Source organism: Sphingopyxis sp. (genome assembly GCF_035686825.1).
Taxonomy (GTDB): Bacteria; Pseudomonadota; Alphaproteobacteria; order Sphingomonadales; family Sphingomonadaceae; genus Sphingopyxis.
The window spans coordinates 706,121-720,936 of sequence record NZ_DASRYZ010000007.1 but is presented as its reverse complement, the minus strand read 5'-3'; the positions used below and the strand labels follow the sequence as shown (position 1 = coordinate 720,936).

Genomic DNA, 14,816 nt, shown 5'->3' with positions numbered 1-14,816 from the left:
CCCGGACTTGATCTGGGGTCCATTAAAGCCAGCGGTGAGGAAATGGATCCCGGATCAGGTCCGGGATGACGAAAGACTGGAATCGACCCGGTAGTCGCCATTCCTTCACTTCGTCATTCCCGCGAAAGCGGGAACCCAGTAGCAACGCTGGCTCGCGGGGGTTCCGGCCTTCGCGGGAATGACGAACGTTGGAAACAGCGGCTTCGCTGTCCAGCGCATCACGACCGAAACCCGTCACTTTCTCCTCGAAACGCCCGATTGTAGATGCCGGGGCAGGAGGTTAAACCAACCCGAACGAAAACCATATCGCGGGGAACGCTATGATGATCGATATGCCCGCCGAACCGCCGCCATCGCACGAACAGGTAATTGAACAGCGGCTCGCCCAGTGCGGATTAGACATCGGAGGCGTATCTGTCCGCTATGAAGATTATCTCCAAAGCATTGAAATCGTTATCCGACCGACCGCCAACGCGACCGCCGACCACTTCGAGTGCATCAAGAATGCTGCCGGTTACGAGATAGTCACGTTCGAAGATCGGGAGATGTATAAAGCCTACAGCGACTATACGGCGGAGTTGGCCCGCCCGGAGATGCTGGCGAGCTTAAAGGCCCGCCTTCAGGAAAAGGGGCTGCTGGAAGCTTTGCCGGAGCGCGCTAACTTCGAAAGCCTGGACGCCTATGCGAAAGCACTCGAAGCACATGGCGGTGTTACCCCGGGGTCTGTATTGCGAGTGTACGGCGACGAAATCCTCTTTTATCCGCTTGGCGACGACGAGAGTCCTGCCACTTTCCTCGATCATTATTCCGACTTGATAGGAATAATCGGCTATTTATCGGTGCGCGACGGGTTTGGCTTCGCATTTATCGGCAACGAGCAGTTTTCCGACAAGTGATGATTGAGACCGCGATACTTCGCGTCCGTTCGCTAGAATTCGCAAACTCTCGCGCCGCCGCGCAGCCGACCCAAGCCCCGCACAAAAAACCCAAATCCCTTTCTTTTCAGCCGGCCATTTACCGAACTCCATTTGACTTTCTCGCGCCGTCAATGCGATGAACGGGTGACACGGTCGAACCTGGGTCAACGGCCGGCACGGAGACAGCAATGACGGATGAGGACGTCGCCCCCGAACAGGGCGAGTTGGCGATCACGCGCACCGGCGATCGGCTTCGGCTGGCGCGGGAGGCGGCGGGATTGTCGCTCGCCGACGTGGCGACGCGGACGCGCATCACTCAGCGCCATCTCGCCGCGATTGAAAAGTCCGATTTTTCGGAACTTCCGGGCCGAACCTATGTCACCGGCTTCGCGCGCGCCTACGCCCGCGCCGTCGACTTGCCCGAGGCCGAGATCGGCGCCGCGGTGCGTCAGGAACTCGAAGACGACGAATATGGTTCGCGGCCGCTCTACGAAGCCTATGAGCCGACCGATCCCGCGCGTTTGCCAACCGCACGGCTGACCTGGACGCTGGTCATCGTTACGCTGCTTCTCGCTTCGGCCTATGGCGTCTGGCGCTTCCTTTCGGTCGAGCCCGACGAGGCGCTGATCGCGGCCCAGAACCGCGCCGCCGACGAATCAGAAGCGCCGCAGAGCGACGCCGCCGCGACGCCGGCAACCAAGGCCGGTGCTGCCGCCGTAGCGGCCAACGCGCCGGTCGTGCTGACCGGGCTGTCGGAAGTCTGGATCGGCTTCGACGATGCGACGGGCAAGACCGAGAACTGGCGCACGCTTGAAGCGGGCGAGGTCTATCAGGTGCCACCCGCCTATATCGAACAATTCACGCTACGCACGAGCATCCCCCAGGCACTGAAAGTCACCGTCGGCGGCCGCGACGTCGGGTCGATCGGGCCCGCCGACACGCTGGTGAAGGGCGTTTCGCTGAAACCCGCTGATCTTGTCACGCATACCGCGGGCAGCGGTGCCGCAACGCCCGCGGGGCCGCGCCCCAAGGGCTGACCCGACGCGCGGCTCGGCCGGAAAGGCTGGTCAATCGGGCCGGTTCGAACCGCGTCGCGCTGAAATGGGTTTGCGCTGGCGCCGATTGCCGCGTTATGGACGTCCCATTGGTTAATCAGTGGGAACCTAACGGCAGATGATGATGCGTCAGATCACTTTTCTCGGAACCGCAACGATCGCGCTTGCGGCCGCCATGCCGGCGGCGGCGCAGGACAACAATATCGGCAAACGCGTCGAGCGGCTCGAAAAGGAAATGCGGGCAGTCCAGCGCTCGGTCTTCCCGGGCGGCAGCCCGACCTTTTTCGAAGGCGAGATCGCGCCCGACAATACGCCGGGCGAACGCTCGCGCACCAACGCCCCGGTGATCGACCTGACCGCGCGCGTCGACGCGCTCGAAGCCCAGCTGCAGACGCTCACCGGACAGACCGAACAAAATGCGTTCCAGCTGCGCGAGCTTGAGAAGGCGTTCACCGCCTACAAGGCCGAAATGGACAAACGCTTTGCCGATCCCGCAGCGGTCGATCCGGCGGCGGGCGACCCGACTGCGACCCCCGCGAGCCTCGCCCCCGTGGTAAAGGCACCCGCAACTGCCAACGCGACGCCGACGAAAAAGCCCGCCGGCAAGCTCGCGGCAAAGCCCGGCGCCCCCGACGCGGCACGGCTCGCGCTCGTCAAAAAGGTCGAAGTGCCGTCGACCGGCAACGAGACCAAGGACGCCTATGATTATGGCTATCGCCTGTGGGACGCGAAGCTCTATCCCGAAGCCCAGACGCAGCTGAAGACGGTCGCCGAAAAATGGCCGAAGAGCAGCTATGCGAGCTTTGCGCAGAATCTGCTCGGCCGCGCCTATCTCGACGAAGGGAAGCCGAGCCTGGCCGCGGTCGCCTTCTACAATAATTACAAGGACCGCCCGAGCGGCCCGCGCGCGCCGCACAGCCTCGTCTATATGGGCATCGCGCTCGACAAGCTCGGGCGCAAGGCCGACGCCTGCAAGGCGTTCCGCGAGCTCGACGAAGTCTATGGCGACAAGGCGCCACAGGATGTCCGCACCGATGCTGCCGCCGCAAAAGCAAAAGCAGGCTGCTGATCGCGACGTCGCCGGCCGGCTCGCCGGCGGCATCGCGGCGCTGCTCGGCCCTGACTGGCACCGGCTCCATTACGGCGTCGCGGTGTCGGGCGGCCCCGACAGCATGGCGCTCCTCTGGTTGATGACCAGCCTGCTGCCCGGACAGGTCTGGGCGGCGACGGTCGATCACGGCCTGCGCAAGGGGTCGGACGACGAAGCGCGGATGGTCGCGGGTTTCTGCGCGCGCGAGCACATCCCGCATTCGACGCTGCGCCCGCAGGCGCCGATCACGGGATCGCAGCAGGCGGCGGCGCGGACCGAACGTTACCGCCTGCTCGAACAATGGCGCGACGCGAACGCGCTCGACCATATCGTCACCGCGCATCACGCTGACGATCAGCTCGAAACGATCGTGATGCGCCTCAACCGGTCGAGCGGCGTCGGCGGCCTCGCCGCGATTCGCGCTAAAAACGGCCGGGTCCTGCGCCCGCTGCTCGACTGGCGGCGGAGCGATCTCGTGCAGGTCGCGCTCGACAACGACCTGCCCTTCGTCGACGATCCGTCGAACAGCGACGACCGCTTCGACCGCGCCCGGCTGCGCCATGCGCTGCGATCGCAGACCGCGCTCGACCCCGTCGCCTCGGCAAGGTCGGCGGTTTGGCTCGCCGAGGCCGACGAGGCGCTCGACTGGGCGGTCGAGCGGCTGATCGCGTCTTGGCCCGACGCATCGGACATCGCGGTGATCCGCGACGAGGGCTATCCGCCCGAGATGTTCCGCCGCATCGTCGCGCAGCGCCTGCGCGCCAACACGCCGCAATTGGTCCTGCGTGGCGCCTCGCTCGACGGGGTGATCGCCGCGATGCACGAGGGCCGCCGCGCGATGGTCGGCGCGTTGCTGATCGACGCCGTGCGCGGTCTCGAAGGGACGATCTGGCGCATTTCCGCGGCGCCGCGGCGGAAAGTCCCTAAAAAGCCCTGATTGCCTCATTGTCATTTAACCCGATTATCCTATCTTGTGCAGATAGGAGCGCAGCACCGCGCCGTTGAGGACGAATCCGAATGCAGGACGACAAGGAACCGCAGGGCAACCCCTGGATGAAGAGCGTGATGATCTGGAGCGGCATCCTGCTCGCCATGCTCCTTGTCGCCTCGATGTTCGGCGGCGCCGCGCAGCCCGCGGGCAGCCCGCTCGCCTATTCGGAATTCCGCCAGAAGGTCGAGGAAGGCAGCGTCAAGGACGTCGTCCTCTCCGAAGACAAGGTCACGGGCACGCTGTCGAACGGCGACCGCTTTACCGCCAACGTCGTGCGCGATCCCGAACTTCTGAAAATGCTCAACGACAATGGCGTCAAATATGACGGGAAAGCGGCCGAAGTGCCGAATTTCTGGATGTATATGCTCGTCCAGTCGCTGCCCTTCCTCCTGATCCTCGGCATCGCCTTCTTCGTCTTTCGCCAGGTGCAGAAGAACAACGGCTCGGGCGCGATGGGCTTCGGCAAGTCGCGCGCCAAGATGCTCACCGAAAAGCAGGGCCGCGTGACCTTCGACGACGTCGCGGGCATCGACGAGGCGCGCGAGGAACTCGAAGAAATCGTTGAATTCCTGAAGGATCCGACAAAATTCTCGAAGCTCGGCGGCCAGATTCCGAAGGGCGCGCTGCTCGTCGGCTCGCCCGGCACCGGCAAGACCCTGCTCGCCCGCGCGATCGCGGGTGAAGCGGGCGTGCCCTTCTTCACCATTTCGGGCTCGGACTTCGTCGAAATGTTCGTCGGTGTCGGCGCAAGCCGTGTCCGCGACATGTTCGAACAGGCGAAGCGCAACGCGCCGTGTATCGTCTTCATCGACGAAATCGATGCGGTCGGCCGCCACCGCGGCGCCGGCCTCGGCAATGGCAACGACGAGCGCGAGCAGACGCTCAACCAGCTCCTCGTCGAGATGGACGGTTTCGAAGCGAACGAAGGCATCATCATCGTCGCGGCGACCAACCGCCCCGACGTGCTCGACCCCGCCCTCCTCCGTCCGGGCCGCTTCGACCGCCAGGTCGTCGTGCCGCGCCCCGACATCGAGGGCCGCCAGAAGATCCTCGAAGTCCATACCCGCAAGAAGCCGCTGGCACCCGATGTCGACCTGCGCCGCATCGCGCGCGGCACGCCGGGCTTCTCGGGCGCCGATCTGGCTAATCTTTGCAACGAAGCGGCGCTGCTCGCGGCGCGCAAGGGCAAGCGCCTGATCGCCTCGAACGAGTTCGAGGAAGCCAAGGACAAGGTGCTGATGGGCGCCGAACGCCGCTCGATGGTGATGACCGAGGACGAAAAGAAAGCGACCGCCTATCACGAGGCCGGCCACGCGCTCGTCTCGCTGCACGTCGAGGGCAATGATCCACTCCACAAGGTCACGATCATCCCGCGCGGCCGCGCGTTGGGCGTGACGTGGAACCTGCCCGAACGCGACCGCTATTCGACCAATATGAAGCAGATGAAGGCGCGCCTCGCGCTCTGCTTCGGCGGCCGCATCGCCGAACAGCTGATCTACGGCAAGGACGAGCTCAACACCGGCGCGTCGAACGACATCCAGCAGGCGACCGACATGGCACGCTCGATGGTCATGGAATATGGCATGTCCGAAAAATTGGGCTGGCTGCGCTACCGCGACAATCAGGACGAGGTCTTCCTTGGCCACAGCGTGTCGCGTGCGCAGAACATGTCCGAAGAGACCGCCAAGCTGATCGACGCCGAAGTCCGCCGCCTCGTCGAGGAAGGCGAGAATGTCGCGCGCAAGGTGCTCACCGACCATCTCGACGAGCTGCATCTGCTCGCCGCCGCGCTGCTCGAATATGAGACGCTGTCGGGCGAGGAATCGAAGCGCGCGATCAAGGGCGAGGATATCGGCCGCGAGGACGATGCCGACAAGCGCGGCACCCCGGTTTCGGGACATGCCGGCGGCCTGCCGCAGATCAAGCGCAAGCCGCGCCCGTTCGGCGACGCCAATCCGCAGGGGGCCTAGGTTTCGGCCTAGCCCCATCGTTTCAGGCGATCATTCATTGGCGGAGGGCGGCTTGCGGCGCATGATCAACGCGAACCATGCGCGCATCCTGCCTCTCCTGCTCGCCGCTCCCCTCCTCTGCGCCATGGCGCCGGGTGACATGAGCGTGGCGGCGTTTCTGGCCCGCGCGGCTTCGATTGAACGGCTCGGTCCGCTCGCGCTCGCGACGCCGCAAGGCCACCAGCTCAAGAGCGAAGTCGTCGCGGCGGGCAAACGCTACAAGGCGCGGATCGACGCCGAACGCCGCGCCGGCCGCAAGACGACGAGTTGTCCGCCCGAATCGGGCAGCCTCACCCCCGATCAATGGCTCTCGCACCTGCGCAGCTATCCGGCCGCCGTGCGCAGGAAGGTCAGCATCTATTCGGCCTTCGATGCCCTGATGAAGAAACGCTATCCCTGCCCCGCCTGATAAGCCAAAGATGCGGCAAGGACCAAGGGAGGAAGCGATGACGGGCAAGAGGTGGGGCATTCTGGCCGCGATGGCGCTTCTGGCGATCGGCGCCCGGCCCGCGCTGGCGCAGAACACGGGCGCACTGACAAGCAAGGTCGAACTCGAAAAATTGACCGCCGGCAAGGACGGCGAGCCCGCAACCAAGACGTATCTCACGCCTAACGTCGTCGTTCCGGGCGACCGGGTGCGCATCTCGCTCGCTTTCACCAATAACGGCGCGGAGCCCGCGTCGGACGTCGTGATCGCCAACCCGATCCCGCAAGCCTTGATGTTCGACGGCACGGACGACAAGGCGGGATTCGGCGTCTCGGTCGACGGCGGCAAGCAATTTGCACCTCTTTCCGAATTATCGGTGCCGGTGGAAGGGGCGACGCCGCGCGCAGCGACCGAAGCTGACGTCACCCATGTTCGCTGGAAGTGGCCCGACCCGATCGCGCCCGGCCAGACCCGCACGGTCGCCTTTTTCGGACGCGTGCGGTAACCCCTCGGGATGACGATCTATTGCGACGAATCGGGCGGGCTCAACGCGGGCGCGATGACCTTCTCCGCGGTGATGCTGACGCCTCATGTCGCGACCGAAATCCATGACAGGTTCCGCGCCGTCACGGGGCTACGCGGCGAGCTCAAGGGCAGCCGCATCAGCCTCGTCGAGCGCGCCTATCTGCTGGAACTCTTCGACCGCGCCGGCGGCCGAGCATGGGTCGCGGTTGCCGAGCGTAACAAGCTCGCCCAGAATCCCGGCGGCACCCTGCCGAGCGATCTCGCGCTCTATGCCGGACTGCTCAATCTTGCGATCGGGCGCTGGCTGCCCGAAACGGGCGGCGTGTGCACCGACGTCGTGATAGACGACGGACGTTATGACCCCAAGATACTCGCACACGTCCGCGAAGAGATACAGGCGGGGCTCGGCCAATGGGGCCGCGCGTCGCTCGCCGACAGCCGCCGCAGCGACGGCGTCCAGATCGCCGATGTGATCGCCAACAGCCTGTTCAACATCACCGTCGGTTCGCAGCGCGCGCATCGTATCCGGCAAATCCTCGACCCGATGCTTGCGTCGAAAGCGATCCGCATCGCCGAGCTCACCAAGCTTCCATAACAAAAGGGCCGCGGTTTCCCGCGACCCTCCTGGTGATTCGTGCAAGCCGTGCTTATTCGAAGTCGCTGCCGCCGCCTGCGGGGCTGCGCGGCGGAGCCGCGGCGGTCAGGCGCAGGGCTTCTGCCGAGCGGCTGATCGAGCTGATTTCATCGGGCGTATCGTCATCGTCGACGACAACCTTCTGCATCGAACCGACGAGCGTTTCCTGCAGATCCTTGGGGCGAACGGTCTGTTCGGCGATCTCGCGCAGCGCGACGACGGGGTTCTTGTCGCGGTCGCGGTCGACGGTCAGCTCCGAACCGCCCGAGATTTCACGCGCGCGGTGCGCGGAGAGCAGAACCAGGTCGAAGCGGTTGGAAATCTTGTCGACGCAATCCTCGACGGTAACGCGGGCCATGTTGTTTCCTTAGATATCGGAGAGACCAGCCTTTGGGGCATGGCGGCAAGCGCTGCGCGCTAGCAGGGAGGCCCGCCGATGTCAACCAAAGCGGCGCTCTTGCGGCCCTTGCGGCCACCAGCCTATGAGCGGTTGATGACCGATGCCTGCCCCCCCGCCGACCTGCACCAGAGCTTGACGGCGGATGTAGCGGGCCACCGGCTCGAACTGCTCTTCGACGGCGGCGACCGGCTGACGCGGCTGCTCGACCTGATCAACGGCGCGGCGCACAGCATCGATCTGATCATGTATATTTTCGAGGGTGATGGCGCGGGCCGGCGTATCCTCGATGCGTTGCTGCGCGCGGCGAAGCGCGGCGTCCGGGTCCGCGCGGTGATCGACAGTTTCGGATCGGGCGATACGCCGGACGGTCTGTTCGCCCCGCTGCGCGAAGTGGGCGGCAGCGTCACCTTCTTCTCGCGCCGCTGGCGGTCGACCTATCTGATCCGCAACCATCAGAAACTGATCCTGATCGACGACCATATCGCGGTCACCGGCGGATTTAACATCGCCGACGACTATCTGAGCCCGCCGCGCAGCGACTGCTGGTTCGACATCGGGATGATCGTGAAGGGGCCGAACATCGTCCGGGCCGCGCGGTGGTTCGAGGAAATCCACGACTATACGGTCAACGACGACGGCAAGGTGCTGACCCTGCGGCGGCTGATCCGCGAATGGCCGGTCGACGGGGGTCCGGTCTCATGGCTCGTCGGTGGTCCGACGCAGCGGCTCTCGCCGTGGGCGCGCGCGGTGCGGGCCGATCTAGAGAACGCACGGCAACTCGACATGGCGATGGCCTATTTCTCGCCGGGTCAGGGCATGCTGCGCCGGCTAGGCCGCGTCGCGCGGCGTGGCCGCGCGCGTTTCGTGATGGCCGGCAAGTCGGACAATCCGGCGACGATGGGCGCGTCGCGGCTGCTTTATGGCTACCTGCTGCGCAAGACCGCCGACGTCTGGGAATATCGGCCATGCCGGCTGCACATGAAGCTGATCGTCATCGACGATGTCGTCTATATCGGGTCGGCCAATTTCGACGTGCGCAGCCTGTTCGTTAACGTCGAGGTGATGGTGCGGATCGCCGATGCGGGTTTCGCCGAAAAGATGCGCAATTTCCTTGGCCAGTTGCGGCCCGACTGCGAGATCATCACGCCGCAATCGCACAAGGCGCGCGGCAACTGGCTGACGCGGCTGCGCTGGACGCTCGCCTGGTTCGTCGTCGGCGTGGTCGATTATACCGTGTCGCGGAAACTCAACTTCGGGCTCGGCGATCCCGACCCGGAAGTTTAGTCCTTCCAGCCCCAGAAGAGGAAGCAAGGCGGGACATTGACCCATTCAAACGCATTGTCGATGCGGTTGAAATGCACCGCGAGGAAATCGCGCGCGCGGGCGCGGAACTGATAGACGAGGAAGGCGCCGCCCGGACGCAGCACCCGATGCGTCGCGGCGGCGATCGCCGGGCCGACGCCGGCGGGCAGCGTCGAGAATGGCAGACCCGACAGGACATAGTCCGCATGTTCGAAGCCGTGCGCGCGGATGATCTCCTCGACGTCGGCCGCCGACCCGTGGACCGCGATGAAGCGGCTGTCGCGGATGTCCTTGCGAAGATAGTCGATGAAATCCTCATTGGTGTCGATCGCAATCAGCGTCGCTCCGCCCGCCATCCGTTCGAGCACGGGGCGGCAGAAGGTCCCGACGCCGGGGCCATATTCGACGAACAGCTTCGTGTTCTTCCAGTCGACGGGCTTCAGCATGTGGCGGATCAGCGTCGGCGACGACGGCACGATCGATCCCACCATGACCGGATGCTTGATGAAGCCACGGACGAACATGCCCCATGGTCCAAAAAAGCGTTTGAGGCCCTCGCGCAGCCGGCGGCCCAGCGGGGCTTTCGTTTGTTGGGCCTGCGCCCGCGGATTGGTCATGTTGGCTTTCGCGTTGTTGCGGTTGGCAAAGGCGTGGCAAAATCATGACGGTCGCGCAAGGAAAGAGTCTGTCTTGACTCTGGACAGCGGAGCGCTCGCGTGTAGGGAGAAGCCGCGTTATCAAAGGCGAAACCATCAACGAACAAGGGGGGAGCGGACATGGCGACGGCATCGCATTCCATCCCCTCCGATCGCATGGCGGTGCTCTTTGCGGTGATGCTGGTCGCGGCGGCGGGCAATACCGCGATGCAGTCGATCCTGCCCGCCATCGGCGCCAAATTGCACATCCCCGACGTATGGGTCAGCCTCGCTTTCAGTTGGTCGGCGCTGCTCTGGGTGCTCACCGCACCGCATTGGGCGCGCCAGTCGGACAAGCGCGGGCGCAAAGCGCTGATGGCGCTCGGCGTCATCGGTTTCCTTTCGTCGATGGCACTGTGCGGCTTCGTGCTGTGGTCGGGCCTCGAAGGCTGGCTGGCGGCGGGAACGACCTTCATCCTCTTTGCGCTGTTCCGCAGCCTTTACGGCGGGCTCGGTTCGGCCGCGCCGCCCGCGGTGCAGGCCTATGTCGCCGCGCGCACCGACCCCGAACAGCGCACGCAGGCGCTGTCGCTCGTATCCTCCTCGTTCGGGCTCGGTACCGTCATCGGCCCCGCCATCGCGCCCTTCTTCATCTTGCCGGTCGTCGGTCTTGCCGGACCGCTGCTCGTCTTTGCGCTGATCGGCATCGGCGTGCTCATTGCGCTGCGCTGGCGCTTGCCCGACGACGTCCCGCGGTTCGCGGCGCGCGGCGCGATCATGTCCTATCCCACCACCGGCGCCTCGCCGCAGACCGCCACCGAAGAGGCCGAAGAGCAGATCCTCGATCAGCCCGAGGTCGCACCGCCAGCGCTGCGCTGGACCGACAAGCGCGTGCGTCCGTGGCTGTTCGCCGGCTTCCACGGCGGACAGGCGCAAGCGATGATGCTCGGGGTGATCGGCTTCCTGATCCTCGACCGCCTGAATCTTCGCCTGCGCCCCGACGAAGGCGCCGCGATGACGGGGATCGTGCTGATGGCCGGTGCGTTCGCGACATTGCTTTCGCAATGGGGCTTGATCCCCCTGCTCAAAATGTCGCCGCGAACCGCAGTGCTCTGCGGCGCGGCGCTCGGAGGGCTCGGCACCGTGCTGACCGGCCTGTCGCATGATTTTCACGGTATTATCATCGGCTTTGCCCTCGCCTCGCTCGGCTTCGGGCTGTTCCGCCCGGGTTTTACGGCGGGCGCTTCGCTATCGGTGCCGCGCCGCGACCAGGGCAGCGTCGCCGGCATGACCGCTTCGATCAACGGATCGGCCTATATCGTGTCGCCGGCAATCGGCGTGCTGCTCTATAATTGGCATCCGATGGTGGCTTATGGCCTGATGGCGGGCTTCTGTGGCTGGCTGCTCCTGTGGGGCTGGTCGGCGCTCAAGCCGGGCCAGCCCCAAGGCTGAATTCCGGCGAAGCTAGTCCTTCGGCTCCTCATGCTTGCGCTCGCGAACCGGCTTGAGCATGCCGGGCGCGAAGAAGCCGATCGGGTCGACGCTCATCGCGGCCTGCTTGATCTCGCCCTGGATCTTTTCATAATCGCGCTCCATCGCCTCGGTCACCGACGCGCGCGTGTCCTTGAGCGCGGTCTCGAAGTCCTCCATCGTCACCGTCTCGCTGCCCATCGAACGCTTGAGCGCGGCGAGCCCCGCGCGCCGCGTCAGATCCTCGAGGTCGGCGCCAGTGAAGCGATCGCTCTTTTGGGCAAGAACGCCAAGGTCGACGTCGCTCGCAAGCGGCATCTTCGCCGTCTGGATTTCGAGGATGCGCTGGCGTCCCTCGGCGTTCGGCACCGAGACATAGATGAGCTCGTCAAGCCGCCCCGGGCGCAGCAGCGCCGGGTCGATCAGGTTCGGGCGGTTCGTCGCGCCGATCACGACCACCGACTGCATCTCCTCGATCCCGTCCATCTCGGCGAGGATCGTGTTGACGACGCGCTCGGTCACCTGCGGCTCACCCGAGGTTCCGCTGCCGCGCGCGGGGACGAGGCTGTCGAGTTCGTCGATGAAGACGATCGTCGGCGCGACGGCGCGCGCGCGCTGGAACAGGCGCGCGATCTGCTGTTCGCTCTCGCCATACCATTTCGACAAGAGATCCGACGATTTGATCGAAATGAAGTTGGCGTCCGATTCGCGCGCTGCCGCCTTTGCGAGCAGGGTCTTGCCGGTCCCCGGCGGACCATAGAGCAGGAAGCCCTTGGCCGGACGGATGCCAAGGCGCCGGAACGCCGCTGGATTCTTCAGCGGCAGCTCGATCCCCTCGATCAGCTTGTCGCGCGCAGCGTCGAGGCCGCCGATGTCGCTCCAGCGCGTCTTGGGCGCCTGCACCATCACCTCGCGCATCGCCGACGGCTGGACGCGTTTCAGCGCATTGTTGAAGTCTTCGCGCGTCACGCGCAATTCCTCGAGCACCTCGGGCGGAATCGTCCCTTCCTCGAGATTGAGTTTGGGCATGATCCGGCGAACGGCTTCGATCGCCGCTTCGCGCGTCAGCGCCGCCATATCGGCACCGACGAAGCCGAAGGTCGTGCGCGACAGCTCGTCCAGATCGACATTGTCGGCGAGCGGCATGCCGCGGGTGTGGATCCCCAATATCTCGCGGCGCCCCTTTTCGTCGGGGACGCCGATCACGATCTCACGGTCGAAACGACCGGGACGACGCAGCGCCTCGTCGATCGCGTCGGGGCGATTGGTCGCGGCGATGACCACCAGGTTCGTCCGCGGTTCGAGCCCGTCCATCAGCGTCAGAAGCTGCGCCACGAGCCGCTTTTCCGCCTCGCCCTGCACCTGCCCGCGCTTCGGCGCGATCGAATCGATCTCGTCGATGAACAGGATCGACGGCGCCGCCTTGGCCGCCTGCTCGAAAATATCGCGCAGCCGCTTTTCGGACTCGCCATAGGTGCTGCCCATGATCTCGGGCCCGTTGATCAGGAAGAATTGCGCTTCGCTTTCATTGGCGACCGCGCGCGCGAGCCGCGTCTTGCCCGTTCCCGGCGGGCCGTGGAGCAGCACCCCGCGCGGCGGGTCGACGCCCAGGCGGCGAAACAGTTCGGGATAGCGCAGCGGCAGCTCGACCATCTCACGCAGCTGGTCGATCGTCTCGCCCAGCCCGCCGAGATCGTCATAGGTGACGTCGGTGCGGCGCGCGTCGTGCGGCTCCTGATATTCGGGAAGCAGTTCGATTTCGGTATTCTCGTCGATGAAGACGACACCCTTGGGGATCGCGGAGACGACGAGCAGGCGCACTTCGGCGAGCGCATAGGCCGGCGCGTTGAGCATCTGGCGGAGCTGCGGCGGCATGTCGCCCGACGGCAGTCGTTGTTGCCCCGCGGTCGCGACCGTGTCGCCCGCAACGACCGGGCGACCAAAGAAGCTGCGCTTCAGCGCGTTCGCCGAGCCCTGAAGCCGAAGATTTTCCTGCGCTGGCGCGAACACCACGCGGGTCGCGGGGCGCGTTTCGACGCGGCTCAGGATCACCATATCGCCCGCGCCCGCACCGGCATTGGCGCGCTGCAAGCCGTCGAGCCGGATGACCTCCAGCCCCTCATCCTCGGCATAGGGCGCGACGATGCGCGACGCGGTTTGCCGCTTGCCGCTGATCTGGATGATATCGCCCTCGGTCACGCCGAGTTCGGCCATCGCCGAGCGCGGAATGCGGGCGATGCCGCCGCCGCTTTCCTCGGCGCGCGAATTCGCCACCTGCAGTTTCACCTGTTTTTCTTTCACCGCTGCGTCGGCCAATGCGCGTCTCCCTCAAAAAGGTCAGAATGCGAAACATAGGTTGTCGTTCCCGATTTGCGACCCCGCTTCTCGGTCAATCTATGACGCACTGCACAAAATTCTGGCATGTCGGCCGGGCTCATGTCATCATCGGCGACCGCTATGCCACGCCTCCCTCCCCTCAGCAGCATGGAAGCCTTTCTCGAGGTCGCCCGCCACGGCACGGTCAAGGCGGCGGCGATCGAACTCGGCCTGTCGATGCCCGCGCTGTCGCGCCGCATCCAAACGCTCGAGCATGCGGTGGGGCGCCCGCTGTTCAACCGCCATCACCACGGGCTCAGCCTCACCGAGACCGGGCGGGCGCTGCACGAGCAGTTATCGCCGCTTGTCGATGAACTGCGCGCGGTGATCGGCCAGGCCGGCAGCCCCGACGCTTCACTCCGCCTCCATCTCAACGTCCTGCCGCTGTTCGCCCAGCAGCGGCTGTTCCCGCGCCTGCCCGAGCTGAGGCGCCAGCATCCCGAACTGCATATCGATATCGACACCATGTCGCACGGCGAAGCGCGCCTCGGCGAAGGCATCGACGCGGCGATCGCGCTCGCCCGTTCGATCGATCCGATGCTTTACGCCGCGCGTCTCGATCAGGACAAGGTGTTCCCGATCGCCTCGCGGACGCTGGCCGACGGCGACCGCCCGATAACCGTGCCCGAACAAATGCAGCGGATGACCGTGCTGCTCCACAGGGAAATGCCCGAGACCTTCCTCGAGTGGAAGAAGGCGATCGGCATGCCTTATCTCGAGCCCGCCGGGACCGACTATTTCGATTCGGGTCCGCTGATGCTGGAGGCGGCCGCACAGGGCATCGGCGTTGCATTCATGCACGGCCACCACTTCGACGACGCGCACGACCCGCGCCTCGTCCGCCTGTTCGACTTCGATGTCGACAGCCCGTACAGCTACTGGTTCGTGTGCCGCCCGCGCGCGCTCCGCCAGCCGGCGGTCAAGCTGTTCCACGACTGGCTGCTCGCCGCCAGAATCTGACGCGCTGCTCGTCTCGAATGTGGGA

At 65.2% G+C, this 14,816-nt stretch carries 14 protein-coding genes; 11 read left to right on the top strand and 3 right to left on the bottom strand.

Annotated features, from left to right (window positions below; translation table 11 throughout):
• Positions 1-323 precede the first annotated feature (323 nt).
• The 8 genes from VFG17_RS21365 to VFG17_RS21330 all read left to right on the top strand — a co-directional run bounded on the left by VFG17_RS21365 (position 324) and on the right by VFG17_RS21330 (position 7,609).
• Entirely contained in the window at positions 324-896 is a 573-nt protein-coding gene (locus VFG17_RS21365; RefSeq protein ID WP_325031374.1) for a hypothetical protein, read from the top strand.
• A gap of 209 nt (positions 897-1,105) precedes the next feature.
• The gene (locus VFG17_RS21360) at positions 1,106-1,954 is read left to right on the top strand and encodes a helix-turn-helix domain-containing protein (RefSeq protein WP_325031373.1); all 849 of its coding nucleotides are present in this window, start codon (positions 1,106-1,108) and stop codon (positions 1,952-1,954) included.
• Between the two features lie 136 nt (positions 1,955-2,090).
• Positions 2,091-3,041 carry a tetratricopeptide repeat protein gene (locus VFG17_RS21355; protein ID WP_414712978.1) on the top strand — a complete coding sequence of 317 codons (951 nt, stop codon included), beginning with the start codon at positions 2,091-2,093 and terminating at the stop codon, positions 3,039-3,041.
• On the top strand, positions 2,995-3,999 hold the full coding sequence (gene tilS, locus VFG17_RS21350; protein WP_325031371.1) for a tRNA lysidine(34) synthetase TilS: 1,005 nt from the start codon (positions 2,995-2,997) through the stop codon (positions 3,997-3,999). The genes VFG17_RS21355 and tilS overlap by 47 nt, the downstream gene beginning before the upstream one ends.
• 80 nt (positions 4,000-4,079) lie before the next feature.
• Entirely contained in the window at positions 4,080-6,023 is a 1,944-nt protein-coding gene (gene ftsH / locus VFG17_RS21345; protein ID WP_325031370.1) for an ATP-dependent zinc metalloprotease FtsH, read from the top strand.
• A gap of 61 nt (positions 6,024-6,084) precedes the next feature.
• Positions 6,085-6,471: a hypothetical protein gene (locus VFG17_RS21340; protein ID WP_325031369.1), complete on the top strand. Its 387-nt coding sequence runs from the start codon at positions 6,085-6,087 to the stop codon at positions 6,469-6,471.
• Positions 6,472-6,508: 37 nt separating this feature from the next.
• Positions 6,509-6,994: a hypothetical protein gene (locus VFG17_RS21335; protein WP_325031368.1), complete on the top strand. Its 486-nt coding sequence runs from the start codon at positions 6,509-6,511 to the stop codon at positions 6,992-6,994.
• 9 nt (positions 6,995-7,003) lie between these two features.
• Positions 7,004-7,609: a DUF3800 domain-containing protein gene (locus VFG17_RS21330; protein ID WP_325031367.1), complete on the top strand. Its 606-nt coding sequence runs from the start codon at positions 7,004-7,006 to the stop codon at positions 7,607-7,609.
• A gap of 52 nt (positions 7,610-7,661) precedes the next feature.
• Here the strand turns inward: VFG17_RS21330 and rpoZ are convergent, their stop codons facing one another.
• Positions 7,662-8,006, bottom strand: coding sequence for a DNA-directed RNA polymerase subunit omega (rpoZ, locus tag VFG17_RS21325; protein ID WP_325031366.1), 345 nt, complete (start codon positions 8,004-8,006; stop codon positions 7,662-7,664).
• 78 nt (positions 8,007-8,084) lie between these two features.
• Here rpoZ and VFG17_RS21320 point away from each other — a divergent pair, with 78 nt between their 5' ends.
• Positions 8,085-9,332 (top strand): phosphatidylserine/phosphatidylglycerophosphate/cardiolipin synthase family protein, encoded by a 1,248-nt coding sequence (locus VFG17_RS21320; protein ID WP_325031365.1) that lies wholly within the window; start codon positions 8,085-8,087, stop codon positions 9,330-9,332.
• Here the strand turns inward: VFG17_RS21320 and VFG17_RS21315 are convergent.
• Positions 9,329-9,967, bottom strand: coding sequence for a class I SAM-dependent methyltransferase (locus tag VFG17_RS21315; RefSeq protein ID WP_325031364.1), 639 nt, complete (start codon positions 9,965-9,967; stop codon positions 9,329-9,331). The two genes, VFG17_RS21320 and VFG17_RS21315, sit on opposite strands and share 4 nt — an antisense overlap.
• Before the next feature lie 159 nt (positions 9,968-10,126).
• On the opposite strand from VFG17_RS21315, the gene VFG17_RS21310 reads away from it, so the two are divergent.
• Positions 10,127-11,437 carry an MFS transporter gene (locus tag VFG17_RS21310; RefSeq protein WP_325031363.1) on the top strand — a complete coding sequence of 437 codons (1,311 nt, stop codon included), beginning with the start codon at positions 10,127-10,129 and terminating at the stop codon, positions 11,435-11,437.
• Between the two features lie 12 nt (positions 11,438-11,449).
• On the opposite strand, the gene VFG17_RS21305 is transcribed toward VFG17_RS21310, so the two are convergent.
• Positions 11,450-13,771, bottom strand: a complete 2,322-nt coding sequence (locus VFG17_RS21305; RefSeq protein ID WP_325031362.1) for a CDC48 family AAA ATPase — start codon at positions 13,769-13,771, stop codon at positions 11,450-11,452.
• 141 nt (positions 13,772-13,912) lie between these two features.
• Between VFG17_RS21305 and VFG17_RS21300 the strand changes: the two genes are divergently transcribed.
• The gene (locus tag VFG17_RS21300) at positions 13,913-14,791 is read left to right on the top strand and encodes a LysR substrate-binding domain-containing protein (RefSeq protein WP_325031361.1); all 879 of its coding nucleotides are present in this window, start codon (positions 13,913-13,915) and stop codon (positions 14,789-14,791) included.
• The last annotated feature ends 25 nt before the right edge of the window (positions 14,792-14,816 follow it).